The 25,740-nt window shown below is 65.7% G+C and carries 30 protein-coding genes and 1 tRNA gene; 17 read left to right on the plus strand and 14 right to left on the minus strand.

What is annotated here, in order from left to right; genetic code table 11:
• Position 1: 1 nt before the first annotated feature.
• Positions 2-1,240 (plus strand): hypothetical protein, encoded by a 1,239-nt coding sequence (locus QX128_RS13695; protein WP_410051407.1) that lies wholly within the window; start codon positions 2-4, stop codon positions 1,238-1,240.
• A 9-nt stretch (positions 1,241-1,249) separates the two neighbouring features.
• Here QX128_RS13695 and QX128_RS13700 read toward each other — a convergent pair whose 3' ends face one another.
• On the minus strand, positions 1,250-1,462 hold the full coding sequence (locus QX128_RS13700; protein ID WP_315801048.1) for a hypothetical protein: 213 nt from the start codon (positions 1,460-1,462) through the stop codon (positions 1,250-1,252).
• Between the two features lie 163 nt (positions 1,463-1,625).
• Positions 1,626-1,976 (minus strand): membrane protein insertion efficiency factor YidD, encoded by a 351-nt coding sequence (gene yidD, locus QX128_RS13705; RefSeq protein ID WP_315801047.1) that lies wholly within the window; start codon positions 1,974-1,976, stop codon positions 1,626-1,628.
• A gap of 262 nt (positions 1,977-2,238) precedes the next feature.
• Here yidD and QX128_RS13710 point away from each other — a divergent pair, with 262 nt between their 5' ends.
• Complete coding sequence (locus tag QX128_RS13710) at positions 2,239-3,132, plus strand: hypothetical protein (RefSeq protein ID WP_315801046.1); 894 nt, start codon at positions 2,239-2,241, stop codon at positions 3,130-3,132.
• A gap of 136 nt (positions 3,133-3,268) precedes the next feature.
• On the opposite strand, the gene QX128_RS13715 is transcribed toward QX128_RS13710, so the two are convergent.
• Positions 3,269-3,730 carry an iron-sulfur cluster assembly scaffold protein gene (locus QX128_RS13715; RefSeq protein ID WP_315801045.1) on the minus strand — a complete coding sequence of 154 codons (462 nt, stop codon included), beginning with the start codon at positions 3,728-3,730 and terminating at the stop codon, positions 3,269-3,271.
• 227 nt (positions 3,731-3,957) lie between these two features.
• On the opposite strand from QX128_RS13715, the gene folE reads away from it, so the two are divergent.
• From folE to QX128_RS13735, 4 genes are all read left to right on the plus strand, one after another.
• A complete protein-coding gene (folE, locus tag QX128_RS13720; protein WP_315801044.1) occupies positions 3,958-4,665 on the plus strand; it encodes a GTP cyclohydrolase I FolE in 708 nt (235 codons plus the stop codon).
• A gap of 27 nt (positions 4,666-4,692) precedes the next feature.
• On the plus strand, positions 4,693-5,118 hold the full coding sequence (hisI, locus tag QX128_RS13725) for a phosphoribosyl-AMP cyclohydrolase (RefSeq protein WP_315801043.1): 426 nt from the start codon (positions 4,693-4,695) through the stop codon (positions 5,116-5,118).
• A gap of 149 nt (positions 5,119-5,267) precedes the next feature.
• Positions 5,268-6,293 carry a lytic transglycosylase domain-containing protein gene (locus QX128_RS13730; protein WP_316237691.1) on the plus strand — a complete coding sequence of 342 codons (1,026 nt, stop codon included), beginning with the start codon at positions 5,268-5,270 and terminating at the stop codon, positions 6,291-6,293.
• A gap of 289 nt (positions 6,294-6,582) precedes the next feature.
• Positions 6,583-7,758, plus strand: coding sequence for a DUF2336 domain-containing protein (locus QX128_RS13735; protein ID WP_316237692.1), 1,176 nt, complete (start codon positions 6,583-6,585; stop codon positions 7,756-7,758).
• 170 nt (positions 7,759-7,928) lie between these two features.
• Here the strand turns inward: QX128_RS13735 and QX128_RS13740 are convergent, their stop codons facing one another.
• The 5 genes from QX128_RS13740 to QX128_RS13760 form a co-directional block, all read right to left on the minus strand.
• Positions 7,929-8,513: an Hpt domain-containing protein gene (locus QX128_RS13740; protein WP_316216002.1), complete on the minus strand. Its 585-nt coding sequence runs from the start codon at positions 8,511-8,513 to the stop codon at positions 7,929-7,931.
• A 124-nt stretch (positions 8,514-8,637) separates the two neighbouring features.
• Positions 8,638-9,183: a response regulator gene (locus QX128_RS13745; protein ID WP_172107934.1), complete on the minus strand. Its 546-nt coding sequence runs from the start codon at positions 9,181-9,183 to the stop codon at positions 8,638-8,640.
• 123 nt (positions 9,184-9,306) lie between these two features.
• Entirely contained in the window at positions 9,307-10,086 is a 780-nt protein-coding gene (locus QX128_RS13750) for an NAD kinase (protein ID WP_315714654.1), read from the minus strand.
• A gap of 161 nt (positions 10,087-10,247) precedes the next feature.
• A complete protein-coding gene (locus QX128_RS13755) occupies positions 10,248-12,395 on the minus strand; it encodes an adenylate/guanylate cyclase domain-containing protein (protein ID WP_316237693.1) in 2,148 nt (715 codons plus the stop codon).
• Between the two features lie 18 nt (positions 12,396-12,413).
• Positions 12,414-13,097, minus strand: a complete 684-nt coding sequence (locus QX128_RS13760; RefSeq protein ID WP_315801038.1) for a hypothetical protein — start codon at positions 13,095-13,097, stop codon at positions 12,414-12,416.
• Positions 13,098-13,335: 238 nt separating this feature from the next.
• On the opposite strand from QX128_RS13760, the gene QX128_RS13765 reads away from it, so the two are divergent.
• Positions 13,336-14,907, plus strand: a complete 1,572-nt coding sequence (locus tag QX128_RS13765; RefSeq protein WP_316216004.1) for a S10 family serine carboxypeptidase-like protein — start codon at positions 13,336-13,338, stop codon at positions 14,905-14,907.
• A gap of 97 nt (positions 14,908-15,004) precedes the next feature.
• On the opposite strand, the gene QX128_RS13770 is transcribed toward QX128_RS13765, so the two are convergent.
• Both QX128_RS13770 and QX128_RS13775 read right to left on the minus strand, forming a co-directional pair.
• Positions 15,005-16,393 (minus strand): serine hydrolase domain-containing protein, encoded by a 1,389-nt coding sequence (locus tag QX128_RS13770; protein ID WP_316237694.1) that lies wholly within the window; start codon positions 16,391-16,393, stop codon positions 15,005-15,007.
• Positions 16,394-16,539: 146 nt separating this feature from the next.
• A complete protein-coding gene (locus QX128_RS13775; protein WP_315801035.1) occupies positions 16,540-17,085 on the minus strand; it encodes a tetratricopeptide repeat protein in 546 nt (181 codons plus the stop codon).
• Positions 17,086-17,375: 290 nt separating this feature from the next.
• Here QX128_RS13775 and QX128_RS13780 point away from each other — a divergent pair, with 290 nt between their 5' ends.
• The 4 genes from QX128_RS13780 (at position 17,376) to QX128_RS13795 (ending at position 19,780) form a co-directional block, all read left to right on the plus strand.
• Positions 17,376-17,717 carry a hypothetical protein gene (locus tag QX128_RS13780; protein WP_316237695.1) on the plus strand — a complete coding sequence of 114 codons (342 nt, stop codon included), beginning with the start codon at positions 17,376-17,378 and terminating at the stop codon, positions 17,715-17,717.
• A gap of 161 nt (positions 17,718-17,878) precedes the next feature.
• Complete coding sequence (locus QX128_RS13785) at positions 17,879-18,325, plus strand: hypothetical protein (protein ID WP_315801033.1); 447 nt, start codon at positions 17,879-17,881, stop codon at positions 18,323-18,325.
• Between the two features lie 283 nt (positions 18,326-18,608).
• The gene (locus tag QX128_RS13790; protein WP_315801032.1) at positions 18,609-19,322 is read left to right on the plus strand and encodes a porin family protein; all 714 of its coding nucleotides are present in this window, start codon (positions 18,609-18,611) and stop codon (positions 19,320-19,322) included.
• A gap of 218 nt (positions 19,323-19,540) precedes the next feature.
• On the plus strand, positions 19,541-19,780 hold the full coding sequence (locus QX128_RS13795; protein WP_315737532.1) for a DUF6719 family protein: 240 nt from the start codon (positions 19,541-19,543) through the stop codon (positions 19,778-19,780).
• Between the two features lie 227 nt (positions 19,781-20,007).
• Here the strand turns inward: QX128_RS13795 and QX128_RS13800 are convergent, their stop codons facing one another.
• Positions 20,008-20,253: a hypothetical protein gene (locus tag QX128_RS13800; RefSeq protein WP_315714645.1), complete on the minus strand. Its 246-nt coding sequence runs from the start codon at positions 20,251-20,253 to the stop codon at positions 20,008-20,010.
• Between the two features lie 180 nt (positions 20,254-20,433).
• On the opposite strand from QX128_RS13800, the gene QX128_RS13805 reads away from it, so the two are divergent.
• Positions 20,434-20,541 (plus strand): hypothetical protein, encoded by a 108-nt coding sequence (locus QX128_RS13805; protein ID WP_041750859.1) that lies wholly within the window; start codon positions 20,434-20,436, stop codon positions 20,539-20,541.
• Between the two features lie 67 nt (positions 20,542-20,608).
• Here the strand turns inward: QX128_RS13805 and QX128_RS13810 are convergent, their stop codons facing one another.
• Positions 20,609-21,121, minus strand: a complete 513-nt coding sequence (locus QX128_RS13810; protein ID WP_316237696.1) for a hypothetical protein — start codon at positions 21,119-21,121, stop codon at positions 20,609-20,611.
• Positions 21,122-21,440: 319 nt separating this feature from the next.
• On the opposite strand from QX128_RS13810, the gene QX128_RS13815 reads away from it, so the two are divergent.
• The 3 genes from QX128_RS13815 (at position 21,441) to QX128_RS13825 (ending at position 23,593) form a co-directional block, all read left to right on the plus strand.
• The gene (locus tag QX128_RS13815; RefSeq protein ID WP_316177033.1) at positions 21,441-22,028 is read left to right on the plus strand and encodes a TetR/AcrR family transcriptional regulator; all 588 of its coding nucleotides are present in this window, start codon (positions 21,441-21,443) and stop codon (positions 22,026-22,028) included.
• A 211-nt stretch (positions 22,029-22,239) separates the two neighbouring features.
• Positions 22,240-22,902, plus strand: a complete 663-nt coding sequence (locus QX128_RS13820) for a DUF3313 domain-containing protein (protein WP_316237697.1) — start codon at positions 22,240-22,242, stop codon at positions 22,900-22,902.
• Positions 22,903-22,996: 94 nt separating this feature from the next.
• Entirely contained in the window at positions 22,997-23,593 is a 597-nt protein-coding gene (locus QX128_RS13825; RefSeq protein WP_316237698.1) for a DUF2147 domain-containing protein, read from the plus strand.
• Positions 23,594-23,646: 53 nt separating this feature from the next.
• On the opposite strand, the gene QX128_RS13830 is transcribed toward QX128_RS13825, so the two are convergent.
• Positions 23,647-23,721 (minus strand) — tRNA-Thr (locus QX128_RS13830).
• Positions 23,722-23,914: 193 nt separating this feature from the next.
• Positions 23,915-24,379: a hypothetical protein gene (locus tag QX128_RS13835; protein WP_316177037.1), complete on the minus strand. Its 465-nt coding sequence runs from the start codon at positions 24,377-24,379 to the stop codon at positions 23,915-23,917.
• 370 nt (positions 24,380-24,749) lie between these two features.
• Here QX128_RS13835 and QX128_RS13840 point away from each other — a divergent pair, with 370 nt between their 5' ends.
• Positions 24,750-25,211: a hypothetical protein gene (locus tag QX128_RS13840; RefSeq protein WP_316237699.1), complete on the plus strand. Its 462-nt coding sequence runs from the start codon at positions 24,750-24,752 to the stop codon at positions 25,209-25,211.
• A 67-nt stretch (positions 25,212-25,278) separates the two neighbouring features.
• Complete coding sequence (locus QX128_RS13845) at positions 25,279-25,719, plus strand: hypothetical protein (RefSeq protein ID WP_316237700.1); 441 nt, start codon at positions 25,279-25,281, stop codon at positions 25,717-25,719.
• Positions 25,720-25,740 lie beyond the last annotated feature (21 nt).

Here is a 25,740-nt window from a genome sequence, read left to right on the forward strand (position 1 = left end):
AATGCTGTGGGTCTCGAGAGTCTGGTTCGCCGTCGCATGTCTGATGCTTGCCCCGAGCTTCGAGGCTCGGGCTCAGTCCGTCACGCCGGACGATACGGCGCGGGTGCTGGCGGGGATGGCGCCGGCGGCTGGCTCGCCACTTGCGCCCTTCGTACAGGATCCGGCGTGGCGGCGGCACGCGGCTTTCTTCGACAACGCCTTCAATCAGCTCGAGCAGCGGCAGTTGTCGAAGATCAGGGCCTGGACGGATGCCAATCTGACGGCCCCGCAGCCGGCGATGTTCTATTTCTTCTCGGGGCCGGATTTTCTCTATGCCGACGCCTTTCACCCGAAGGCAACGACCTATGTCCTGGCGGCGCTCGAGCCAACCGGCCCGATCCCGGACCTGTCCAGATTGCCGCGCGGCGGCATTGGCCCGGCACTGTCCTATGTCGAACGCTCGTTGCAGTCGATCCTGAGCTTCTCCTTCTTCATCACCAAGGACATGAAGGTCGACCTGCGCGAAGGCGAGCTCGAAGGGACCTTGCCGATCCTCTACGTGTTCCTGGCACGCACCGGCAAGACGATCCGCGAGGCGAGCCTGATCTGGTTGGACGAGAACGGCGGATTGCACGGCAACTCCGAGCCGCCGGCGCGCAATGCGACAAAGGGCGCGCGTATTCTGTTCGCCGGCGCCGACGGGGTCGTGAAGACGCTCTATTACTTCTCCACCGATCTCTCCGATTCCGGCGTGAAGGCGAGTGGGCTGCTCAAGTTCTGCGAGCCGCTGGGGCCAGGCGACAGCCTGCTGAAGAGCGCGTCCTATCTGTTGCATGAGAACGGCTTCGGACGGGTCCGCAGCTGGCTGCTCAAGAACAGTGCGACCGTCGTCCAGGATGATTCCGGCATCCCGCTCGCGAGCTATGAGGCGCGGGCCTGGCGTTTCCTGCCGTTCGGACGCTACGCCGGGCCGATCGACAAGTTTCCGGACATGTACCAGAGGAGCTATGCGAAGCTGTTCGAGCGTGCGCAGCCGCTGGAGTTCGGGATCGGCTATCGCTGGCGAACGCGGGAATCGAATGTCCTGCTCGCGGTGAGATCGCCTCCTGCCGACGCGACGGTGTCGGCCGAAGCGAGCGCCCCTCCAGAGACGGATTATCAGCCGCCGCCGCGCGCCCGGCGCGTGCCGCGGACGCCGGAGCCCGTTCCTCTCTATCCGCCGCCGCGGCGCGACGATTTCATCTTTTGGCCGAGATGGTAGGGGTGAATCTCACCAGTGCACGCTCTGGCTGGGCACGATGTAGGACGTCGTCGGCGGGGGCAGGGCGGTGCTGTCGGCGAGATAGCGCCAGGCACCGACAATGACGATCAACAAAGCGATGATGCAGAGCAGGTCCACCTGACGGGCATCGTGGTGGTCGGCATGGTCGGGACCGATGCTCTTGCGCGATCGGTTGCTTCTGGGACTGATTGTCCAGCGCATCGTTGTCTCCTCCCGAAGGAAGCGTCACATCAATGCAGGCCGAGGCAGCGCGGTTCCTGCTGGGAGCGCCGGCTCTTGGCGTAAGAATAAGCCTGACTACAGATTTCGCCAGGCCCTTTTGCTGCAGATCAATCGACGGGCGAGGCGTCTGTTGCGCTGCACATCAGTCCGGGCCGTTGACGCCGCGCCATCGCGCGTAGCGCCACGGCAGGTACCAGCGGGCGCGCACAGGAGCCGTCGTTGGGACGTTGTCGATGCCCGAGGTGCCAAAGGGCTGGCAGCGCAGCAGCCGAGCGAGTGTCATCCACCCACCCGCCCAGAGCCCGAAGCGTTCGATGGCTTCATCGGCATAGACCGAGCAGGTCGGCAGATGCCGGCAATTGTAGCCGACCAGTGGCGACAATGTGTGGCGATACAGCCAGATCAGCGCATGAGCAGCGCGCCGCGGGAGTCGGGCCAGCAGCGACCCGATGTGCGCAGAATGGCAGCCGATGTCAGAGCATGAGTGCTTCATGAGCGCGATGCAAGATGGATGGGCGAGCTTCTGACCGGTTCCTCGGCAGGGAACCCGGCTCTCGGTCATTTGTGGTGATGTGATGCAACAATGGCCGGTTTTCAGCGGCGTCGCAGCACGCCACAGCTGGACGGTAGGTGATTGCCCGGATACGTTTCTCGGCAAGGATGTGACAGACTAATAACGGATTTGAGGCCAAGTTGTCAGGTCTTTCCGCAAGAAAACCGAGGAACTGCGTACCGAGCTTGACGAGGGGGACGGATTGCGCGTGAGATTGCTGCGGTCGCGTGAATTGCGCTGGATGCTACTCGGTGTTGCAGCGCTTGGGATGGTGGTCGGTGGCGCGATCACCATCATGTCAAACACGGCGCGCGCCGGCGGCGCGCTCGAAGAGCGCAAACTCCCGATGCGGTTTGGTTGGGTCGCCTGCGAGCCGAATTGCGGCTGGGTCAGCGCGGTCGGGATCGTCACCGGCGATACGCCGAAGGATTTCGAGGATTTCGCGAGGGATCGCGACCTGACTGGCACCACGCTGGTGCTCGATTCCAGCGGCGGCTCCGTCAATGACGCGATCACCTTGGGCCGCCGGTTCCGCGGCTTGAAGATGCGCACCACCGTCGGCATGACCCAACGCCCGAGCCGCGGGGGTGATCGGCCGCGGGTCATGCCCGAGGCCTATTGCGAGTCGATGTGCGTGTTCCTGCTGCTGGCCGGAACCACGCGTTATGTTCCGGATGCGGCCCATGTCCGCGTCCACCAGATCTGGATGGGAGACCGCGCCGACGACGCCAAGGCGGCGAGCTACACGGCGCAGGACCTGATGATCGTCGAGCGCGACATCGGGCGTCTCGCCAAATACACCTTCGACATGGGTGGAGCGGGCGATCTGCTGTCGCTGGCGCTGAACGTGCCGCCGTGGGAAGACCTGCATGAGCTGTCGCGCGCCGAACTGCGGCTCACCAATGTCGTGACCACGGATCTGATCGCCGAGGTGCTGCCGCCGAAGGGCACGACACCGGTCGCCGAGCTCGCGCCGAAGCCGCAGGCCAAGGACAAGCAGCAGGACCGCTTCCCCGTTGCGCTGGACAAGGCGCAACTGTCGCGTACCGCCGAGGCGTTGCCGCCCGCGACCGTCGCCGCGACGCCACAGCAATAGGCATCGACGTCGCCTGGGTGAGCCGGGCCTCGCGCCAAGAATCGGCGTGTCGAAATACTGCTCCCGCATGTCGCCGCGCTCATGCGGGCTACGGATCGGTCATTCTGCTCGCGCGGGGGCGGGAAGCGGCGTTGCCTCAGCCCTGGGCGGCGGCCGGCTCCGCGCCGTTGGCCTTCGCCTCGATCTGGCCGATGGCATCGACCACGGCATCGAAGGTCAGCATCGTCGAGGCGTGGCGGGCCTTGTAATCCCGGACGGGCTCGAGCAGGGCGATGTCGGCCCATTTGCCCTCCGGCGGCGCGCCGTTTTCCTTCAGCATCCTCCGGACCGTCTCCCGCAGCTCGCGCAGCTCCGCGGCGCTGGAACCGATAACGTGGCGGGCCATGATCGAGGAGGAGGCCTGGCCGAGGGCGCAGGCTTTCACGTCGTGGGCGAAGTCGGTCACCACGGGCCCATCCATCTTGAGGTCGACCTTGACGGTCGAGCCGCAGAGCTTGGAATGGGCGGTGGCGGTGGCGTCCGGGTGGTCCAGCCGTCCGAGCCGCGGAATGTTGCCGGCCAGCTCGATGATGCGCTTGTTGTAGATGTCGTTCAGCATGTGCCTGACGTCCCGGAATTACCGGCGTGGCGGCCTTGGCGGCCGGGTTTCATCGCCCTATATTGCGAGTATATGGAAACGATTGGCAGGAATTCCAGCCACATCCACAGGCGTCCGGCGCCAGAGGCGCAAAGCCTGCGTGTGGCGCCTCTGCAGGTGACGCCCTCAAGGTGATGCTGTGCCGGTGACACTCCGGTCGGACCGCCGACCGGTCGAACGGAGTTGAGATGGACACTTTGATCAAGACGCTGCGCACCACCAAGCCCGAGGGCAAGCCGTTAGACGCCAAGCTGACCGACCCCCGCGCTGCAGAGCTCGATCCTGCCGATTTTCTTGCTGCTGCCGTGCGGCCGGACCGGCCACGGCCGTCGCGCGCCGAAGCCGAGGCCGCGGTTTACACGCTCCTGAACTATATCGGCGAGGATCCGACCCGCGAAGGGCTGGTCGATACGCCGCGCCGGGTCGTCGAGGCCTATGACGAGCTGTACCAGGGCTATCACCAGTGCCCGGCCGAGGTGCTCGACCGTACCTTTGGCGAGACCGCCGGCTACGACGACTTCGTCCTGATTCGCGACATCGAGTTCACGTCGCAATGCGAGCATCACATGATGCCCTTCTACGGCCGCGCGCATATCGCCTATACGCCGGTCGAGCGTGTCGTCGGCCTGTCCAAGCTGGCGCGCCTGACCGACATCTTCGCCCGCCGCCTGCAGACCCAGGAGCATCTGACCGCCCAGATCGCGGCTGCGATCGACGAGGTGCTGAAGCCGCGCGGCGTCGCTGTCATGATCGAGGCCGAGCACACCTGCATGTCGGTGCGCGGCGTCGCCAAGCACGGCGCCATCACCTTCACCAGCCGCTTCACCGGCATGTTCAGGGACAATCCGGCCGAGCAGGGGCGCTTCCTGTCGATGGTGCGCTCGCCGCAACGGTAAGACCAGCAACATCTTAGCGAGAGTTTCGTGTCCTCATCCTCAGTCGAGCGCGAGGAGGGCTTGGCCTTCCTGCCCAAGTTCGACGCGGCCGGCCTCGTCACGTGCGTGACGACGGACGCCGTGAGCGGCGACGTGCTGATGGTTGCCCACATGAACGAGGAGGCGCTGCGCAAGACGGTGGCAACCGGCGAAGCCTGGTATTTCAGCCGCTCGCGCAATGCGTTGTGGCGCAAGGGTGAGAGCTCGGGCCAGACCCAGCGCGTGGTCGAGATGCGCACCGATTGCGACCAGGACGCGGTCTGGCTGCGCGTCGAGCAGACCGGCGCGGCCTGTCACACCGGCCGCCACTCCTGCTTCTATCGCAAGGTGGAGCGGGCTGAGGGCGAGGGCGCGCGGCTGGTGTTTGTCGAGGCCGACCGGCTGTTCGATCCGGCCGAGGTCTATCGCAAGTAGGCCAGCGACCTTCCTCCGGGTCTGTCCTGTCGTTCATTGGCCCGGCCGGGCCCAGCGAATTAACCCGCCATTAACCATACCCGCCGCATTTTGCCGGACGTTTCCGGCGCGTTCGTCTGCCAGCGAATCTGCAAACAGCGGGTCTTCCCATGTCGGTCGACGCATCCAACTCCTCGTCCACCGGTTTCCTCGATGGCGTCCGGGCGAAGGTCGCCGGCGCGATCAAGCAGGCCGCCGACAGCGTCGGCACCAGCTTCGAATATCTGCTGTCGACCGCCAAGATGGAGTCCGACTTCAATCCGACCGCCGGCGCCTCGACGTCGTCAGCGCGCGGGCTCTACCAGTTCATCGACCAGACCTGGCTGGGCACGGTGAAGGAAGCCGGCGCCGATCTCGGCTACGGCCAATATGCCGACGCGATCACCCGGACATCGTCGGGCGACTATACGGTCAGCGATCCCGCCATGCGGCAGGCGATCATGAAGCTGCGCGACGACCCGCAGGCGTCGTCCGCCATGGCCGCTGCGCTCACGCAATCGAACAGCTTCCAGCTCACCGGCAAGATCGGCCGCCGGCCGACCGATGCCGAGCTCTACATGGCGCATTTCATGGGCGTCGGCGGCGCCGCGAAGCTGATCACCAGCGCCCGGGAGACGCCGAACGCATCGGCTACGCAGATGTTTCCCGGTGCCGCCGCGGCCAACCGGCCGATCTTCTACGATCGCGACGGACAAGCCCGCAGCGTGTCCCAGGTCTATGCAGTCCTGAACACGCGCTATGCCGGCGCCGCCAATTCCTCGGCCACCCGGGGCGCGCTTGCGCTCTACGGTGGGACGAATGTCGCGGCCAATGCGGCCGGCGGCGGCGCGCTACCGACGACCGACACCGCAACCTTCCTGTCGATGTTTCCGGATGCGCGCGGCTCATCCCGGCCCGGCGCCTCGACGACGGCCGACGCATCGGCCGTCAACCGTCCGGCGGATCCGATGTTTCGTTCGCTATTCCAGGTCGACGGCCAGTCGAGCCAGGCGGTCTCGCCAACCGTGCGCGAGTTGTGGGGCCATTCATCGGTTGCCAGTGCGACCCCGCCGGAGGGCGGCAGCAACGATGCCAGCGGCAATGGTCAGCGCAGGCTCGACCTGTTCAGCGATCCGCACGGCACCTTCTCGGGCTGATGCGCCGGCGCAGGCGGTCGCACGCGTCGCTGAACCATTGATGAAAAAGAACTATTTTTGACGTCCCGCCGCGGCTCGCACCGTCGGCGGCGGCCGCATTTCCCCCGTCGGATTACGGCCAAATGAGGCGTTGAGTGGTATCATAGTATAGAAACAACCTGTCGCCTTAACAAAACATCAACAAAACCAGCTACTTATGGTGAACGCTTTGTTAAGCGTCGTGGTTTATTTTCGGTGCTGTTGAGGCCCTCGTGGCCTTTGTCTGCAAGTTGCGTAAGCCGGAAAGACCATGATCGTTCGGCAGTTTCTCAGTTGGGTCAGAACCGCACCCGCCGGTGAGCGGGCAGAGGCCACCAGGGCGCTCGCGCGGGCGTGGTTGTTGTCGGATCTCTGCGACGAGGATCGCGGCGCCGCGGAGGGCGCGCTCCTTATGCTGTTGGACGATCCGTCGCCGCTGGTGCGGCAGGCGATGGCGGAGGTGTTCGCCCGCTCGGAGGAGGCGCCGGCCGCCATCGTCCAGGCGCTCGCCACCGACCAGGCTTCTGTCGCCGCCATCATCCTCGAATATTCGCCGCTGCTGATCGATGCCGACCTCGTCGACATCGTCGCGACTGGTAACTCCGAAACCCAATGCGCGATCGCGCGCCGCGTCGGCCTGCCGGCGCCGGTGTGCGCAGCGATCGCCGAGGTCGGCAGCGCCGCTGCAGCGCTCGAGCTGATCGAGAATGCTTATGCCGAGCTGGCGCCGTTTTCCTGGGACCGCATCGTCGAGCGTCACGGCCATCTCGCCGCCATCCGCGAAGCGATGCTGGTGCTGGACGATCTGCCGGCCGCGACGCGCGCGGCGCTGGTCGACAAGCTGTCGGAGACACTGGCGCAGTTCGTGGTCGCCAGGAACTGGCTCAGCGCCGACAGGGCAGGGCGCATCACCAATGAGGCGCGCGACCGCTCGACCATCAGCATCGCGGCGCGCTCGCGCGGCGAGGAGCTGCGCGGGCTGGTCCAGCATCTGCGCGCGACCTCGCAACTCACCGCGGGTCTGATCCTGCGCGCGCTGCTCTCCGGCAATGTCGAATTGTTCGAGATCGCGCTGTCGGAGCTCGCCGACATGCCACGGGCGCGGGTGGCGGCGCTGCTCAACGATCGCGGCCGCGCCAGCCTGCAGGGGCTGCTGCGCAAGGCGGGCATTCCCGACACCACCTTCGACGCCTTCAGCATCGCGCTCGAGGTCTGCCGCGAGAACGGCTTTGCCGACACCTTGAGCGGGGCAGCGATCCTGCGCCGCAAGATGGTGGAGCGCGTGCTCACCCATTGCGCCACCGACCGCGACGCGGCGGCGCCGCTCTTGATCCTGCTGCGCCGCTTCGCCACCGAATCCGCGCGCGACGAGGCCCGTGAGTTCTGCGACGAGGTGATGGCCGAGGATTTCGTCGCCGGGCTGGAGTTCGGACTGATCGCGGCGTGAACCGTGTGCGCTGCCGTAGGGTAGGCAAAGGCGCGTCGCAGATATTGCCACGTTCGAGCGCGCGGGGGCGTCGTGCCCACCGACTTGCTGCAAAGACTGCCGATCCATGATGGGCACGCGACCGCCGCTTTGCGGCGGCGCTTTGCCCATCCTACGTGATCACCATCCGATTACGGCTGATCGCTCGGTACGAGGCTCGGCGCCAGGATCGCCTCGAGATGCTCAGGCCGGTTGCGGTTGACCTGGATCAGATAGTCGTCCGCCACGCGGCGCAGCCGGCGGCTCAGTTCGCCCGCGACCGTCGCGCTGTCGTACTTCGTATGATCATGCACGATCGCCTGGATGGCATTGACGTGATGCTCGAACAGCTCGGCGGGGACCTTTTCGAGGTCGGGCGCGTGCTCGATGATCCGGCAAAGGCTGTCGGCAACCTCGGCGGCGGCTGGATAGCCGAAGGTCGCGGCGTCGCCCTTGATGTCGTGTGCCGCGCGGAACATCTCCTCGCAGGCGTCGTCGTCGAAGCCGGTCTTGAGCACTGCTGCATAGGCTTTCGTCAGACGATCGGCCTCGGTGTCCATCCACGACTTGAACTCGCCGGACAGCCCTTCGAGCGCGGCTTCGGCGCGCGCGATCGGATCGTCGAGATCCTTCTCTTCGGCGCGACGCAGCACCTTCTTCAGCGGATTGGGCTGGGTGATGACGTGATGCGAGGCGTAGGTCTTGACCTGGATCGCCGGGGCCTTGTCTTTTGCCATCTCGATATCCCCTGATGATGCCGACCGACGCAGTTCGACGCATCGCCCCGATTCATAGCCGAGGACCTTGGCGCGCTGGGCGCCGATCCCCGGATTGCGTTAACACGGGCTCACTGCCGCGCCCCTAAACTGCGGAGCGCGCTTTATCCAGAAGTGACGGCTGCTGGAAGATCTCCGCCTCGCCGCCGATCCGGCGCTCGGGCCCGATATAGGCCGTGTTGGTGTTGCGGCGCCGGTCCGGGCCGAAATAGGTCTTGGTTTTGATGAAGGGCCGCGGATTGGCGACCACGTTGAGGATGCGCTGATACAGGCCCTTGGCCGAGATCGGCTTGGCGAGGAATTCCGTCACGCCGGCGTCGCGCGCGACGGTGACGCGGCGCTTCTCCGAATGCCCGGTCAGCATGATGATCGGCGCGTAGGGATTGCCCTTGGCCTCCGGCTGCCGGATCATCTGCGCGAGCTCGAGGCCGTCGAAGATCGGCATTGCCCAGTCGGTGATGACGATATCAGGCGAGAAATGGGTATACATCTCGAGAGCGGTCGCGCCGTCCTCGGCCTCGTTGACCTCACGGGCGCCGAACGAATGCAGCAATGTGCGCAGGATGCGGCGCATGTGCGGGTTGTCGTCGCAGACGAGAAAGCGCAGCTTGTTGAAGTCGATGCGATACATTTGGGCCGGCCCGGAGGGATCACCGGTGAAGGTGGTCAACGCGCATTAACCATACGGAGCCGCGGGTTAACAAAGCGTTGCGCGGGGCGGCTGAGGCGCAAAAAGGCGCGGACAACCGAGATGTCAGTAGCCGAACTGCTCGCTCAGGATCCGCTCTTCCAGGCTGTGGCCGGCGTCGAACAGCATCCGCATCGAGATCGTCTTGTCGGAAAGCACCTCGACCCGCTGGACGTTGCGGACCTCGTCATGGTCGGCCACCGCCGCGACCGGCCGCTTGTCGCCTTCGAGCACCTCGATGATCACATAGGCGGTGTTCGGCAGCAGGGCGCCGCGCCAGCGCCGCGGCCGGAACGCGCTGATCGGCGTCAGCGCCAGCAGCGCGGCGTTGATCGGCAGGATCGGGCCCTGCACGGAGAGATTATAGGCGGTGGAGCCCGCGGGCGTCGCGACGAGCACGCCGTCGGCGATCAGCTCCGGCATGCGCTCGCGCTCATCGATCAGGATGCGCAGCCGCGCGGTCTGTGCCGTCTGGCGGAACAGGTAGACCTCGTTGATGGCGTGGTGGATGTGAACGACGCCAGCGGCGTCGGTCGCTCGCATCAGCAGCGGATGGATCACCGATTCCTGTGCCGCTTCGAGCCGCCCGTGCAGATCGATCGTGCTGAATTCGTTCATCAGGAAGCCGACCGTGCCGCGATGCATGCCGTAGATCGGCTTTCCCGAGCGCATGTGGTCGTGCAGCGTCTGCAGCATCAGGCCGTCGCCGCCGAGCGCGACCACGACGTCCGCCAGGTCCGGATCGGAGTTGCCATAGAGCGCGGAGAGTTGCGTCAGCGCGGCCTGGGCCTCGGCACTCGGACTCGCAACGAAGGCGATCCGCTCATATCGCTTGGACGTGGTCATGCGTCGCAGGGCTCGCTGGTCGGTTGGCCGGTAACAGGCGCCGTGTCGTCTAGCCGACCTTGCCCGTGCTTGTCCATCGCGGCCGGTATCCTGGGGCAATGGGGCCGCGGTGAGGCTGATGTGGCCAGGACATACGCGCACGCGCCGAAGTCATCGGGGCGTCATTTTTCCTGCAGGCTCCGCACGGGATCCCAGGACGAGGAGCCGGTCCCCAGGGTTGCTTTCGCCCGCTCGGCGAAGAAGCGGCTCGGAGGATCGCTCGGTGCGCCCCGCGCGAAGCAGTCGGCCGCTTGCGGCAGTTCGCCGGCGCGCCAATGCGCGAGGCCTGTGGCATAGCCGGTCAGGAGGACCTGTTCCTCCGGCCTGAGCTCGGCTGCGCGGCCATGCAGCTCGTAGATCTTCAGCGACTGCTCGCGACCCTTGACCCGGATGGTGTCGAGCTCGCGCCAGGCGAACTCGGTGCCGGCGAGCGCGACCGTGCTCTCGGAGGCGATGATCGTGGTGCCATAGAACTTGTTGGCGCCCTCGAGCCGCGAGGCGACGTTCACGGCGTCGCTCATCACGGAATAGTTGAAGCGGCGCTGCGAGCCGAAATTGCCGACCAGCGCGGCGCCGCTGTTGATGCCGATGCGCTGTGCCACCTTGATGCCCTGGAACGCCGTCGACGTATTGTTGAGCTCGGCGAGCTTCGCCTTGCAGTCGAGCGCCGCGCGCGCCGCGCTGCGCGCATGATCGGGATCGTCGAGCGGAGCGCCGAACACGGCGACCACGGAGTCGCCGATGTATTTGTCGACATAGCCGTCGTGGCTTTCGATGACGTCGGTCATGGCCGAGAGATATTCGTTGGTGAGGGCCATGAGCTGCTCCGGCGTCATCTGCTCGGCGAGGCGCGAGAAGCCCTCGATGTCGGAGAAGAACACGGTGACCTCGCGGGTCTCGCCGCCGAGTTGCGGCAGCCGACGCGAAGCGAGCATGCGGTCGATCTCGTGCGGTGCGAGGTAATAGGCAAAGCTCTTCTGCAGCAGCCTGCGGTCCTTGTCGGTGACCATGAAGCGATAGCCGGTGGTCGCTGCCAGCGCGAGCACGCCCGCTGCGAGCGGCTCCGCCAGGGGCAGCGCGTAGGCATGGTCGAAGAGAGCGGTTGCGAGCACGGTGTAGAGCAGGGCGGCCACGGCCAGGATGGCCGCTGCGGAGGCGGGCCGCAGCAGTCGGGCGAGCAGCGCGGCAAGCAGCGCGATGGTTGCGGCGATGGCGTAGATCGCAGGGCGTCCGAGTTCGGTTGCCGCGTCCTGCCGCACCAGATTGTTCACCGCCGTGGCGTGGATGTAGACGCCGGCAATGGTGCTGCGGGCGAACGTCTCGGCGATCCTGCGCTCGTCCAGCACGCAGCGCGGCCGCCGCGCGCCCTCGGCGCGGGTTGCGAAGCGCTTCGAGGTGAGCCGCCGATCCTCGATCCCGACGGTGCCGAGCAGGACGACCTTGCCGGCGAACTCGCGGCGGAAATAGTCCTTGTCGCCTTTCAGCGCGCAGGCGCGCAAGTCGGCGAACGAGTAGGTCGGAATGTCCTGGGCGCCGCCGGCAAAATTCAGGGTCATGGTGCTCGGCACGCTGCCGGGCACCTTGTACGCACCGAGTGTGACGCCGTCAGCGGCAATGAGCGGCGCGGTGCCGGTTGCGCGCCCCGCCAGTTCCAGCGCCATGCTCGGGACTGCCTTGCCGTCGACCGACAGCGTCAGCGGATGGCGGCGGACGACATCGTCGCTGTCAGTATAGGTGTTGAGCGGACGAAGATTCTGCTGCTGGCGCACCGCGATGCGCTGGCCGGGCGCGGGCAGGATCGGCGGCTCGGCAAAGATCTCGCCCAGCACCACCTTGCCGCCGGCGGCCGCGGCAGCGAGCGCGCGCAGGAAGTCGCGATCGAAGCCGCGCGTCTTCTCGCCGAGGGTGCTGTCGCCGAGCGGAATCTCCGACTGCTCGATCGATGTCTGGAACACGATGTCGAAGCCGACCACCTTGGCGCCGCCATCGAGCACGGCCGTCATCACGCGGCCGATCTCGCCGGTCCATGTCAACAGCGGCGCACCCTTGAAGGGGGGCGCTTGGTAGCTCTCCTCGTCGACCGCGATCACCACCGCCGGACTCGCCGCCGCATCGTGACGGTTGCCGAAGGTCTCGAAGCGCAGCCATGTCAGCGCATCCAGCGACAGGCCACGGCCGCGCTCGAAGACTGGCGACACGAACAGGCCCGCGCACGCCAGCGCGATGGCGATGACGGCAATGGCGTCGCGCGTCCGGCGTCCGATCGCCACCGATAAAAGCCTTCGGTCTCAGTTGAACCGGATCAATCGCCCGACCGCGGGTCCAGGCCCCGCCTTGGCCTGTGCGTCGACCTTGAACACGATCCGCGCGTTGCTGAAGCTCGCAACATAGGTCCCGCCGGGCGTGAGCGGGTGGCTGGTGCCGGCGAAATCGTAGAATCGTCCCTTGTATTGCCGGCCCGAGAGCTCGACCTGCTGGCGCTCGCCGGGCTGGTCGAGGCGCTCGACGACCAGCGTGCCGCGGCCCTTGGCCTCGAAGATGGGCGACGCGCTGTAGATGATCGCCTGGGCCACCGGTGCGCTGTCCGGTCCGACGCTGCGCACGATCGTGGCCGCGACCTCGCTGGTCTCGCGCGAGGTGGCCTGTGCGTGGCTGGCGTCGCAATTGACGATGTCGCTCTTGAGCGTCGCGCCGTCGACCGTGCTTTCGCCGGGGCCGACGGTGACGCTGCCGGCGCCGTTGACCGTCTCGCGCCGGCACGATTTGAGGTAGCTCATCACCACGGCGCCATCCGGGCCAAGCTTGATCACCTGGCCGGGCGCCACATAGTCCATCAGCTCGGCGCCGGCCACATCCCCCTGGACGTCCTCGACCAGCGCCGCCGGCGGGCCGGCCCAGGCCGCCGGCGGTCCAATCACGACCGGTCCGGCGAGCCCGGTGAGGGCTGCGATGATGAGCGTCGGCAACTTCATGATGAACTCCGTGATCGCGATCGGCGGCGCGCCTCTTGTCCCAAACCTGGGTGTCCCGGTGATGGGACGTCGGAAGCGCTGGAGAGGTTCGAGCCCATAACACACCTGAGGGGACCAGGCACGGGTGCTGATGTGACCTGGATCACGGAAGAGTTGCTTGAGCTTGCTCCCAAGCCGCGGTTCATGCGCTTGCAGAAATGGCGAGTTACGCCAATCGCCTGGTCGAGGGAGTGAGCTGATGGCAGGTTTGAGATCGTCCGTCGCGTGGCCGGGACTGATGGCGTTGGCCTTGACGGCAGTGCTCGCCGGGCCGGCCTTGCACGCCGAGGACGCGCCACCGGCGGCGCAGGACGCCGCGGCGCCGGGGTCACATCGCACCGGCTCGGCTGGAAATCGCGCCGCGAGCCCGCCCGGCTCAGCATCGACCGCCGAGCAGCACAAGCTGCCGCCGGACTCCACCACGACGCAGAAGCTCGAACTGCCCGGCCGCACGCTGTCGTTCACGGCGACTGCCGGTTCGATCCGCCTGTTCGACGACAAGAGCGAGCCGCAGGCCGACATCGCCTACACCTCCTATCAGCTCGATGGCGCCGATCGCGCCAGCCGCCCGGTGACCTTCTTCTTCAACGGCGGCCCTGGTGCCTCATCCGCCTATCTGCAGCTCGGCAATGCCGGTCCGTGGCGGATCGGTATCGATGCGGCCAGCGTGACGCCCTCGTCGAAGCCGGAGCTGATGCCGAATGCAGACACCTGGCTCGACTTTACCGATCTCGTGTTCATCGATCCCGTCGGGACCGGCTACAGCCGTTTCGTCGCGACCGGCGACGAGGTGCGCAAACGGTTCTTCTCGGTCGATGGCGACGTGCGTTCGCTGTCGCTCGTGGTGCGTCGCTGGCTGGAGAAGCACGACCGTCTCGCATCGCCCAAGTTCATCACGGCTGAGAGCTATGGCGGCATTCGCGGTCCGAAGATCGTCAACAACCTGCAGCATGACCAGGGCATCGGCATCAGCGGCCTGATCCTGCTGTCGCCGCTGATGGATTTTCGCGACTATTCCGGCTCGAGCCTGATGCAATATGTCGCGAGCCTGCCGAGCTATGCCGCCGTCGCCAAGCAGTTGAAGGGGCCGGTGACCCGCGCCGATCTTGCCGACGTCGAGCGTTACGCCAGCGGCGAGTTCCTGCTCGACCTCGTCAAGGGCGAGGCCGATGTGGAAGCAACCAATCGGCTCGCCGACAAGGTCGCGAGCCTGACCGGCATCGACCAGGCGGTCAGCCGCAGGCTGGCCGGGCGCTTCGACGTCTCGGAGTTTCGCCGCGAGTTCGACCGCAAGAACGGCCGCATCACCGGCCGCTATGACGGCTCGGTGCTCGGCATCGATCCCTATCCGGATTCGAGTCGGTCGCGCAGCTCCGATCCATCGGGTGACGTACTCACTGCGCCGCTGACCAGTGCGGCGGTCGAGCTGACGACGCGCAAGCTGAACTGGCGCCCCGAGGGCTCCTATGAGCTGCTGAGCGGAGCCGTGAACCGGTCATGGGATTTCGGCCGCGGCACCAGCCCGCCGGAGTCCACCGCCGAGCTCCGGCAGATCCTCGCGCTCGATCCCAAGCTCAAACTGCTGGTCGGCCACGGCCTGTTCGATCTCGCCACGCCGTATTACGGCTCGAAGATCCTGCTCGACCAGCTGCCCGCCTTCGCGCGGCCGCCGCGAGTCAAGCTCGTGGTCTATCCCGGCGGGCACATGTTCTATTCCCGCGACGACGCGCGCAAAGCCTTCCGCGGCGAGGCCGAGGCGCTGATGAAGTAGGCCAAGCAAGTAGCCCGGATGAGCGCAGCAATATCCGGGTTCACACGAGCTGGGTGCGAGAACCCGCGTATACCCGGGCTACGCACCATGTTTGCGCCTACGCGTCCTTCTTCCGGCGCCCTTTCGGATATTTCCGCTCCATCTCGGCCTTCACCACGCGTTCGGGCCGCACCCGTGCGCCCGCGAGCCAGATCTCGCTGACGCCGGACTTGGTGCGGACTCGCCTGACCGCCTCGCCATGGCTGGCATAGCCGGCCGCGTGCACGATGCGCCCGGTATCGCGTCCGGTCACCTCGATGCGGGCGGCATCGAGGAACGGGTTGATGAACACCGGATTGGCGACCATGACCCTCTCGCCGAACGGGACGAGATCGACGGCGCCCCACAGCGTCCACCAGCGGCCGGTCCAATCGCGCGTCCTGCGCGACGGTGCGCCATGGGCGGCGAAGGCCTGCAGGATGAACTTGACGCCATTGGCCCAGCCGGGCGCCCAGCCGTCGACGGCATTGGTCAGCACGGTGATCGTGATGTCGCGCGCGGGAATGACCGAGGTGCGTGAGATGTAGCCCTGAAAGCCGCCGCCATGGCCGAACCAGTCGAAGCCGGCGGTCGTCCCGCTCATGAGCGCCAGGCCGTAATAGGCCTCTTCGACGTCTTGGGGCACGCGCCATTGCCGCCGGATCATCTCGCGCCGGCTCGCGACCGACAGCAGGCTCTTCTTCGCGTTCGGGGCGAGCTGGGCGAAGAAGCGGGCGGTGTCGGCTGCCGTCGCGACCACGCCGGCCGCGGCCATGATCGCGTTGGTCGGATTGTCGCCGGGAATCACGACGCGGCGGCCCACGGGGACGGTGCGCGAATGACCGCGCGCGAACGGGACACCCTTGCCGAGCAGCGTCATGTCCGGCGCGCTTTCACGCAAGGCAAGTGGCGTCATGATCTCGCGCTGGAGCCAGGTCGGGTAGGGCTCGCCGGTGATCGCCTCGATGACTAGGCCGAGCAGGCCGTAGCCGTGGTTGGAATATTTGAAGCGGCTGTTGGGATCGATCGCCGGCGGCAGCTTCAGCTCGGCCAGCAGCTCATCCTTGTCGAGATAGGAGCGGCCGTCGGTGAACTGGCCGGAATCCTTGCCGTCGCGGATCAGGCCCGCCGTGTGCGACAGCAGCTGGTTCAGCGTGGCCGCGGCGACGTCCGGATGCAGATCCTTGACGTATTGTCCGACGGTGTCGTCGAGCTTCAACCGCTTCTGCTCGCGCAGGCGCATGAGGGCTGCGGCGGTGAACGCCTTGGTGTGCGAGGCGATGCGGAAGCGGTGCCGCGGCGTCAGCTTCTCGCCGCTGTCGAGATTGGCGTGGCCGTAGGCCGCCTCCAGGACGATCTCACCGCGATGGGCGATCGCAAGGATGCAGCCGGGCTGCTCGGAGACCGCGACCTGAAAGGCCAGCCAATCCTTGATGTAATCGAGTGCTGTGCCAAGCCAGGGCTCCACGAGGCAATCTCCTGTCCAAAAGACGTGATGAAAATGAACTGCGAGACATCCTATCCATAGCGGACGAGGGACATGGGACAAACGAAAATGGCGCAACCCTTTCGGGTTGCGCCACTGTCGAGATCGGAGCTGCTCCGATCGCGCCGTCAGTAGACGAGGCCGGTGCCCGGCTGTTTCTCCAGCGCGTCGGCCAGCGAACGATATTCGGGGCTGTTGGTGCCGGCGAGCTGTGCGACCTTGTCGAGGTGGTACTTGGCCTGCTCGCGGTTGCCCTGTTCGAGCTGCCACAGGCCGTAATACTGCCAGGTGCGCACGTGGTTCGGATCATCCGCCAGGGCCTGCTCGTAGTACTGCTTGGAGGCCTGGTAGTTGCCGAGCTTGCGGTAGGAGTAGCCGATCAGGTTGGCGACGTCGGCGACGTCCTCGCGGTTCAGCGCCTTGAGCTGCTGGATCGCGGTGGTGTAGTCGCCGCGATCATAGATCGAGGTGTAGGCCGTGCGATAGGCCGCCAGGAACTTCGGATCTTCGATGCTCGAGCTCTTGTCCTTCTTCTTCTTGCCCGAATCCGACGCCGGCGGCGCAGACGGGGTATCGCTGCCCGCGGCATAGGCCTTCGACAGAAGCAGCGGCCCGGAGGCCACGGCCATCGAGAACAGAGCCAGCGTGGCAATCCTGATCGCAGACTTTTTCATTCGTATCTCCCGAGTTGTCGATCCAACAGGTGACTGCGTACGGAGAAGAACTCCCGCAGCTGCGAAATATTCCCGGCCATTTGCGCGGATTTTGCGCCGCGATCGGTGCATTATACGGACGACATGATGACAGACCAGTCACCTCGATGACTATCCCTTCATGTCCATGAACTGAAAACACCGCTTTACTTCAGGGTGGGTTCAGTGCCGGTTCCCTATCGTCGTCTCCATGATCACGAGCCTATCCGGACTGGATGGTGCCTCCAGATCTTCACATCACGGAGATGACCATGCTGAAGTCAATGTCTGTTGCGCTGCTCGCCGCGTCGATCCTGGCTGCGCCCGCGTTCGCCGCTGGTCCTGCAAAAACCGATACGTCCGCGAAGTCCAGCCAGACCACTGGCACCGCGAAGACCGATGTGAGCAAGACCGATGCGGCCAAGACCGACGCCACCAAGCCGGGCGCGATGCAGGCCGGCGACAAGGTCAACGAGATGAAGCCCACCGTCGGCAAGACGAAGACCAAGCCGCATGCCTCGCTTGTCCGCCACAAGCATCGCCACGTCGCGCATCTCAGCCATCACAACAAGGTGAGCCTCAAGCGCGTGACGCCGGCGACCCGCCGCGGCTGATCCGGCCACGGCCTGGCCAAGCCAGATCTGATCGTCGACCGCCGGAGCGCCAGAGCGCTCCGGCGGTCGCGGCTTGACGAAGGCGTGAGCCGGTACGGATTTCCCGGGTGTCGGCTTTGAGCTAGAACGACCGCGGGATTGGCTTGCAAGAGTTGGGCGCCGTGGGGATGGGGAGATCGAGCTGGTGGCCGGCGACCGTGCTGGCGCTGCTGTTGGCCGGCTGCGCGAGCGGCGGTCCGGCCGCGTTCATGAGCGAGGACAATCGCGGCATCGCCTATACAGGTGATCGTGGCGTCGGCAGCCAGCCGTTTCCGACCAACCACCGCAGCGAGATCCTGTCCTATCTGAGGACCTACCTGAACAATCCGGTCGGGGTGCGCGACGGCGTCATGGCGGAGCCGGTGCAACGGACGGTCGGTGGCCGGCTGCGTTATGTGAGCTGTCTCCGCTATGCGGCGCGCGAGTCCGACGGCAGCTACCGTCCGGCGCAGGAGCGGGCGGCGGTGTTCGTCGACGGCCGGTTCGACCGCCTGGTCGAGGATGCCGGTGAGCTCTGTGCCGGGTCGACCTACACGCCATTCCCGGAGCTGGCCGGCCTCACGCGTTAGGCCGCGGCGTTTTCGACGGCCTGCCACGTCGTCGCAGCGCCTTGCCAAGCGGTTCGTCCGATCACAAATCAGGGACGGGCCGAACGCTTTGTCGCCTTGCGGCGACCAAATGTCGGGCGAGGCGTCAGCTTCACGAAATATTCGGGAAGCCTATGGAACAAAAGGCCTTTGTTGCCCTCTGGTGACACCGCAGCAGCAATCACAGCTGCGTCACCGCCGCCGGGCAACCCAAATGCGGCCATGATGTTCGATAGATGTCGCAAACGAATAACGGGGACGTCCCATGAAGCGGTTTTTGATCAGTGCAGTGGCCTTGACCACCTTGGCTGCCCCGGCTTTCGCCGCCGACATGCCTCCGCGCACCTACACCAAGGCGCCGGTCTACACGCCCCCTCAGGCGATCTACAACTGGACCGGCTTCTATCTCGGTGGTCACCTCGGCGGCGCCTTCGCGGGCAACAATAGCCTGGAAGGCAACAACGGGCGCTTTCTCGGCGGCGTGCAGGGTGGCTTCGACTACCAGTTTGCCCCGAACTGGGTGCTCGGCATCGAGGCCCAGTACAGCTGGATGGACCGCAACACGACCAATTTCGGCTTCCCGGGGGCGACGGTTGTGACCTCGACCGGCGCCAACCAGCTCGGCTCGGTCACCGGCCGTCTCGGCTACACCTGGGGACCGGCGTTGCTCTACGCCAAGGGCGGTTACGCCTGGCGGGACGGCAACAATCTCGGGGTGAGCGTCGCCGGCGTGCCGACGGGCTTCACCACGTCCGGCAATACCAAGGACGGCTACACCGTCGGCGCCGGCCTCGAATACATGTTCGCGCCGAACTGGTCGGCCAAGGCCGAATACCAGTACTACAATTTCGGCAATACGACCTTCACGGGCGGACCGGCTCCGGTCGTGGGCAGCCGCTTCAACAGCGACGAGCATACGGTCAAGGTCGGCGTGAACTACCGCTTCGGCTGGGGCGGGCCGGCCGCCAGCAAGTACTAAGCGAGGTCGCGAGCCCCTGGCCGACGGCTTCCGGGTCGAGCGTATCGCGCCTCAATTCCAACACGCCCGCGCCGTCTGGTGCGGGCGTGTTGCTGTCCGGCGGGTGGCCGGCGATGGTTTCGAGGACGCTCACGCGGTGCGAAAAAATTTTCAAACCTTCGTGAAACTTTCGCCATCAGTTGATATTATCAGTCCGCCGGTTTGATGGATCATCCCACATGCGTATCTTGGTGTCCGTGCTGTTGTTGTCGGCGGCTGTTTTGCCGTGCTCCGCCCAGACCGTTCTGAAGTCCGAACCGTTGATGCTGGCCCCCTACGAGGTGGCGCTGGTGCAAACCGCGTCCTGCCCGTCGGGCAAGGTGCTGAAGGTGACCGGCGCGATCCGCGGCGTCAGCCGCAAGCGCGCCTGTGTCGCCCTTCCGGCCGAAACGGTATCGCTGGCGACGGCGACGCCCTGAGAACGGGCTTCATGGCGACCTTCCAGCGGGCAGCTCCGGCTGCCCGCTGATCGCGGGTCTGTCTGTCGAAAAATCCTTGATCAAGGCAAGTCGTCCGCGGGAGCGGACGGGCATGAATGCGTGAATGTCTTCTGCCGGCGGCTTCGGTCTGGGCACGCCGAGGCTCGGGGATCAGCCGTACACAGAGCCAATGGTATCATCCAAGGCGCGCTTCCCGCCGCAGCCGCTCAGGATGCGAACGGGATGTTGAACTCCTGCTCGGCTTCGGCACGGTTCTGCCAGGGATCTTCCTCGGGCTCGGCGGCGCAGGGCCGGATCTCGTAATCATTGTCGAGCTGCAGATGCGCGGTCGATCGCGCATTGATCATCACGTCCACCACCAGCCCACTCTGCCGCGCCAGCCTCCAGACGTCTCCCTCGGTCGGATAGGCCTTGCTCAACTTGGCGTCGTTGCAAAACAGCGCGTAGGGCATTCCAAACAGCTCCGGAGAAGCGAAGGATGAACCGAGAATGAACGGCACGTGCAGCGAGACACTGGCGCGCCTGAGGCAGGAAAGGGGCCTTTTCGGGCGGCCGAGTCGTAAACGAGTCCTAAATTTTTGAAAAAAGAATCCGTGGGACTCCGGGGCTAGAATCGCCAGATGGTTAAGCCCATGGGAACCGATCTCCACATCTTCTGCGGGCGGATCCAGCTGACGCTCGCCTTTGGGCTGCTGCTCGCCTTCGTCGCCAATGTGGCGCTGCTGTGCGCCTGGCTGTGAGCCGGCGTGTCGATTGCGGATACGTTTGTGCACCCTCGGCCATTTTAGATCCTTGGCGCGGTCGCCTTTAGTCCTCAGGGAGGGCGCTCCGTCCGGCCGATGCTTTCAGGCGCGCGAGTGTCGCGCTGAAATATTCCTGACGCTCCCGATTGAAGCGCTCCTGATGGGCCCGGAAGCGCGCGACGCGGGCGCGAATCTCCGCCTGCATGTCGCGCTGGAGATCGAGCTGCGAGGCGATGCTTGTGAAACGCTCCGCAGGGACCGGGCTCGCGGTGGCGAACGAAGCCTCGGACGCGACGGCGTCGGGCGCTCTCGGCCTTGCAGGCTCCCCCACAGCATCGGGGATCTCAACTTGCACGTTGCCGCCGCGACGTGTCTCGGTTTCGACGGTGTTGGCCATCACGTGCTCGACAGCGGCATGCGTCGGGCGACCGGCCACGGCCTGCTGCGGTGTGATGGGGGTGCCGACCGGAACGGTCGGCAGCTCGAACTGGGCGAAGTCGGCGGGCTTGCCGGTGACCGACTGCACGAAGGCCATGGTCTGCGCGATCAGCGCATCACGCTCTTCCTTCCACGTCATGACGCTTGTCCCCCGATGCCTCAATTGCAACAAAAGCGGCTGACGAAATCAAGTTGAAGACCAGTGACTTCTGGGGATAAGCAGGAGTTCTAGGTGAGATGTGACAACAATATTGCCACAGTCTGAACCCGTTTCGTCCCCACCCGCGAAAGGCGATACCGGAAATCCAGTCGCGTACAAATGGTTCCTAAGCGGCGGGTTTTTCCGGAGCTCTTCTTGACAGAGGAGGGCGGCTCGCCCCTATGACCGAGCCGCCCCGGACTTCGGGGATCATCTGCTCGCAACCTTCGTGCACCGTCCGGGCACTTCGCAGTCTTCGATGGACAACCCTTCACGCTCCGAGCGGTCGCGCAAGGCCGCGCTCACCGCCGCCCTCACCATCATCGCCCGCGATGGTCCGGGGCGGCTGACGCTCGACGCCATCGCCCGCGAGAGCGGGCTGAGCAAGGGCGGCCTGATGCACCAGTTTCCCAACAAGGAAGCGGTGCTCAAGGCTCTGCTGGAACAGCAATTCCTGCATTTCGACGAATTCGCCAGCAGGTACAGGGCTGAAGCCGGCAAAGCGGCTGATCAGCCCGAGCTCGCGACGCAGATCGCGATCTCGCGGGAGCTGATCGCACAGCAATATTCGGTGGCGCAGGCCATGCTCGGGGCGCTCGCCCAGGAGCCGGGATTGCTGGCCGATGCCCGTGCCAAGGATGCCGAGAGAGTTGCCGAGATCCGCGGCGAGGCCGATGACGCCGATCTCGCGGTCCTGCGATGGGCGGCGGCACGTGGGCTTGCCTTGATGACGATGCTGCGCGTCTCGCCGCTGGAGCAGCCGGACCTGGACCGTCTGTTTGCCCGCCTGCTCGACGACCAGCAATGGACTGCATTCCGGCAGGCCGGGACGACCGGGGAGCGGTGACACCCTCGAGCTCGGCGCCATCTCCAGCCTTGGACGGTTCGATCTGAGCGAAGTCGGGCTGGCTTGCGTCCGATGGCGCTCGATGCCGCCGGAAGTCCCTGTCGACCGCGCATTCCTTCTCATTCGATTTGCTATTTACAAACCGTCTAGTCGGTTTATAGAGATGATCATGTGAGGCGCTGGCAACGGCGCCGCAGTCGTGGAGAAGGGGATGAGGAGTCGATTTCGGATGTCCGGCTTCGCTGCGATCGCCGCAGCGGGCCTCTGCGCGGGGTGCAACACGGTGACGCCGGTGGCCTATACCGGAGTGGCGTCGGCGCGCTATCTGGCGCCCAACGCATCCGATCCATCGGGCCGGGTGCCTTACCGCTACGCGGCCGCCGCCGACTGGCGCAGCTACGACAAGGTGACACTCGATCCGGTCGTGATCTATCGCGGCGCGGATCACCAGTTCGGCGACATGTCCGATCGGGACAAGGCTGCGCTTGCCGCCTACATGCAGCAGCGTTTCCTGGAAAGTCTCTCGACACGCTTCCAGATCGTCCATCAGCGTGGGCCGAATACCCTGCGCCTGCGGCTGACCCTGACCGGCGCCGTCGCCAACACGCCGGTGCTCGGCGTCGCCTCCCGCTTCGATCTCGCCGGAGCCGTCTACAACGGCGTGCAGAGTGCACGCGACGGAGAAGGACTACTGACCGGCTCGGTGTTCTATGCGGCGGAGATTTTCGATGCCGCGAGCGGGCGACTGCTTAGCGCCTTCGTCAGCAAGCAATATCCCTCGCCCTACGACATCAAAGCCAGCGTTGGTGCGCTCGCGGCCGCCGAGGCCGGAATCGATAAAGGCGCCGAGGCCCTGGTCGCACAGCTCCAGTGAGCGGGCCGTGCGAACGATCGCGCCGCGCGGGCAGATGGCACCGCATCGGACGAGCGCGTGGCTCGAGGCCATGGAGACAATGAGGTCCCTGGACATGACATTGAGATTCGTTCTGCGCGTCGGGTTGCGCATCGTCGTCAGTCTGCTGCTGTCGATGGCGGAGGGCCGTGGTCACGCCGCTCCCGTCGGCGATCCGGTCGGCACATGGTTGACCGAGGACGGCCGCGCCCGCGTCCGCATCGAGCGCTGTGGCGCGATGGCCGACCGCGTCTGCGGCTACATCGTCTGGATGAAGGAGGTGGCGGATGCCAAGGGGCAGCCGTTCCGCGACCGGCTGAATCCCGATCCGGCCAGGCGCGGCCGTCTGCTGCTCGGCCATCAGATGCTGCTCGGCCTGAAGCTGAACGCCGACGGCCGCCACAGCGGCGAGGTCTACAACGCCGAGGACGGCAAGACCTATGCTGTCTCGATCTGGCGCGATGACCCGAAGATTCTGGCGGTCAAGGGCTGTCTGCTCGGGCTGTTCTGCGCGACGCAAGGTTGGGCGTTGGTCACTGATCAGGTGCCCGGCCAACTCATCGGAGCGACCGGCGAGGGCGGCGGGCCGTTGCCGGATCCAGAGTGGACTGCGCCCAGGCCGCCGTCGGCGAGCGGCATCGCCAAGCCAGCCGCCAGGACGAGGGCGAATTGACGCCTAAAGCCGGTGACAGCCATTGCCGCAGCAAATCCCAACTGCACGGAAGCTGGTGCCGGCTGAGGGGATTGAACCCCCGACCTTCGGTTTACAAAACCGCTGCTCTACCGCTGAGCTAAGCCGGCGAAGGCACATTGGTGGCGCAGATCTCGTCGTCAGTTTGCGACGAGGTCTCGCGAAGCGCGGTGTTCCTACCAGAGTTGATGCAGTCCGGCTACTCCCCGCGTGAGCGCCGCTTCTCCCATCAGCCCAGCAAAAAGGGCGGCCGTTGGGCCGCCCCTGTCGGAGCCGATCGTCGAAGCCGCTCCGGCTCGATCTTTACTGGCAGATGTGCATCAGCCCGTCGCTGCCCTTGAACATGGTGCCGGGGCGGCAGACCAGGCCGTTGCGGGTCGCGTAACTGTTCCAGTCGCCATAGTAGCCGTTCGGGCCGCGATCATAGCTCGGTTGGCCGTAAGAGGGGCCGGGACCGTAGGCATAGGCGTCGGCGGTGCGGAACGGCGCGGTGGCGATGGCGCCGGCGGTTCCGATGGCTGCGCCAGCAACACCTGCGGCGGCCCCCACGGCACCCGCCGCGACGTCAGCCGGCCAGAAGCCGGTGCCGCGGCGATTCCAGTCGTTGTTCCAGCCATTGTTGGTCCAGCCGGCGTCGGCGCGCTGCTGCTGCATCATCGCGCCGTCGTGGCGGGCCATGTGGTGGCGGTGGTGCATGTCGCGCGCCATGGCCGGGCCGGCCAGCGCGGTCGCGAGAACAGCAGCCCCGAGAATTGCAGATCTGATCATGGATGACTCCGTCGTTGCGCCCCAACTCCTAAGTTCCTCCGGCCGCTGCCGTTCCGCGGTCACGCCGTTTTTCACGACGGCCGGCGGTGCGCGTTGTCGACACTGATCGCGATCGTCGCGTGCGGGGGTAGCGGCACGCCGGGCGGTTGAGGGAGCCGTCGGGCTGGTGACATCCACGATTGGGCTGCGCACGATGGTCGCGACCGCGCGGGCTGATGATCAGGCATTAACCCTCACGCGTGAACCCGACCGGAGCTTTAACCCGGAATGATGGCTCGCGCGTTAGTCTTACCGGCAGATTGATGTGCGCGTTTAACCCATCAGGGCGCGCGTTGCGGTATTTGTAGGACGGCAACCGGGGCGTGAATTCATGCGTATTGCAACGGCTTTTGTGATTGTGATCGGGACCTCTTCCGCAGCGCTCGCGAGCGAAGGCTTCGAGATCGTCATTCCCCAGCGACCCGGCGTGCCCGTCGTCATCGACGGCATTGATGCCTCCTATGCTGTCGTCGAAGGCCAGTCCAGTCTCGGCAAGGGTCAATACATGCAGCCCACGATCTATGGCGGCCGCACGGTCCCGCCCGAGCCATATGTCGGCCATTACTATCCGACCCTCGGAGCGAGGCCCGGCTATGGCCGGATGGAGATCGAGCCGCCGGCCGATCGCAAGCTGCCGAAGCCCGCCGAGAGCTATTCCCGCTCGTGGGGCGCTCAATCCCAGATGCAGCCGCCGGAGCCGACGGTGCCGATGTATCCGCCTGCCGTCATCCTGGCTCCGCCCGATGGTGATCCACCCGGCTATCCCAATCGGCCGCCGGCCTACCGCCGCTAGCGAGCAACTCACCATCGACAGCCAAACACAAGCAAGACAAGCAAGAACAGATCAACAGGAGAGAGTTATGCGTGGAGTAATTTCAGGACTTGTCGCGATTGCCGGTCTCGCCGTCGCCGGCAGCGCACCGGCCGCGGCCTGCGGCGCCACCGCCTGCGGCCCGTGCGGCTACGCCACCCCCTGCGCGCCGCAGGTCACCTATCAGCCGACGGTCACCTATCAGCCGACCGTGACGTATCGGCCGCAATATTTCTATCAGCCCGGCTACACCTATGGCCACGGCTGCGGCGCCTGCGGCGCGAGCTATGAGCGGCTGTCCGAGCCGACCCGGCAGTATTATTACGTCAACCAGGGGCCGACCTACAGCGGTCCAGGCGCCTTCGCGCCGTATCCGGCCTATGAGGAGCAGGCGCTGCCGGTCTACAGCTATCACCATCGCCGCCACGCCTATCGCTGGGGCGCCTCCCCTTACTATCACGGCCAGCGCGTGCTGCGCCGCTACTACTGATCCGGACATTCGTTCAGGCCA

Source organism: Bradyrhizobium sp. SZCCHNR1015 (assembly GCF_032489875.1).
Classification (GTDB): domain Bacteria; phylum Pseudomonadota; class Alphaproteobacteria; order Rhizobiales; family Xanthobacteraceae; genus Bradyrhizobium.

Bases quoted from the DNA above. Each gene is read 5' to 3' on its own strand.
- QX128_RS13840 (WP_316237699.1), top strand. From the start codon at position 24,750: ATGCGTATTGCAACGGCTTTTGTGATTGTGATCGGGACCTCTTCCGCA.
- QX128_RS13695 (WP_410051407.1), top strand. From the start codon at position 2: ATGCTGTGGGTCTCGAGAGTCTGGTTCGCCGTCGCATGTCTGATGCTT.
- QX128_RS13715 (WP_315801045.1), bottom strand. From the start codon at position 3,730: ATGCTGAACGACATCTACAACAAGCGCATCATCGAGCTGGCCGGCAAC.
- QX128_RS13790 (WP_315801032.1), top strand. From the start codon at position 18,609: ATGAAGCGGTTTTTGATCAGTGCAGTGGCCTTGACCACCTTGGCTGCC.
- QX128_RS13815 (WP_316177033.1), top strand. From the start codon at position 21,441: ATGGACAACCCTTCACGCTCCGAGCGGTCGCGCAAGGCCGCGCTCACC.
- QX128_RS13820 (WP_316237697.1), top strand. From the start codon at position 22,240: ATGAGGAGTCGATTTCGGATGTCCGGCTTCGCTGCGATCGCCGCAGCG.
- QX128_RS13745 (WP_172107934.1), bottom strand. From the start codon at position 9,183: ATGTATCGCATCGACTTCAACAAGCTGCGCTTTCTCGTCTGCGACGAC.
- QX128_RS13775 (WP_315801035.1), bottom strand. From the start codon at position 17,085: ATGAAAAAGTCTGCGATCAGGATTGCCACGCTGGCTCTGTTCTCGATG.
- folE (WP_315801044.1), top strand. From the start codon at position 3,958: ATGGACACTTTGATCAAGACGCTGCGCACCACCAAGCCCGAGGGCAAG.
- QX128_RS13765 (WP_316216004.1), top strand. From the start codon at position 13,336: ATGGCAGGTTTGAGATCGTCCGTCGCGTGGCCGGGACTGATGGCGTTG.
- QX128_RS13700 (WP_315801048.1), bottom strand. From the start codon at position 1,462: ATGCGCTGGACAATCAGTCCCAGAAGCAACCGATCGCGCAAGAGCATC.
- QX128_RS13835 (WP_316177037.1), bottom strand. From the start codon at position 24,379: ATGATCAGATCTGCAATTCTCGGGGCTGCTGTTCTCGCGACCGCGCTG.
- QX128_RS13810 (WP_316237696.1), bottom strand. From the start codon at position 21,121: ATGACGTGGAAGGAAGAGCGTGATGCGCTGATCGCGCAGACCATGGCC.
- QX128_RS13760 (WP_315801038.1), bottom strand. From the start codon at position 13,097: ATGAAGTTGCCGACGCTCATCATCGCAGCCCTCACCGGGCTCGCCGGA.
- QX128_RS13750 (WP_315714654.1), bottom strand. From the start codon at position 10,086: ATGACCACGTCCAAGCGATATGAGCGGATCGCCTTCGTTGCGAGTCCG.
- QX128_RS13735 (WP_316237692.1), top strand. From the start codon at position 6,583: ATGATCGTTCGGCAGTTTCTCAGTTGGGTCAGAACCGCACCCGCCGGT.
- QX128_RS13740 (WP_316216002.1), bottom strand. From the start codon at position 8,513: ATGGCAAAAGACAAGGCCCCGGCGATCCAGGTCAAGACCTACGCCTCG.
- QX128_RS13730 (WP_316237691.1), top strand. From the start codon at position 5,268: ATGTCGGTCGACGCATCCAACTCCTCGTCCACCGGTTTCCTCGATGGC.
- QX128_RS13795 (WP_315737532.1), top strand. From the start codon at position 19,541: ATGCGTATCTTGGTGTCCGTGCTGTTGTTGTCGGCGGCTGTTTTGCCG.
- QX128_RS13805 (WP_041750859.1), top strand. From the start codon at position 20,434: ATGGGAACCGATCTCCACATCTTCTGCGGGCGGATCCAGCTGACGCTC.
- QX128_RS13780 (WP_316237695.1), top strand. From the start codon at position 17,376: ATGCTGAAGTCAATGTCTGTTGCGCTGCTCGCCGCGTCGATCCTGGCT.
- QX128_RS13845 (WP_316237700.1), top strand. From the start codon at position 25,279: ATGCGTGGAGTAATTTCAGGACTTGTCGCGATTGCCGGTCTCGCCGTC.
- QX128_RS13800 (WP_315714645.1), bottom strand. From the start codon at position 20,253: ATGCCCTACGCGCTGTTTTGCAACGACGCCAAGTTGAGCAAGGCCTAT.
- QX128_RS13825 (WP_316237698.1), top strand. From the start codon at position 22,997: ATGACATTGAGATTCGTTCTGCGCGTCGGGTTGCGCATCGTCGTCAGT.
- yidD (WP_315801047.1), bottom strand. From the start codon at position 1,976: ATGAAGCACTCATGCTCTGACATCGGCTGCCATTCTGCGCACATCGGG.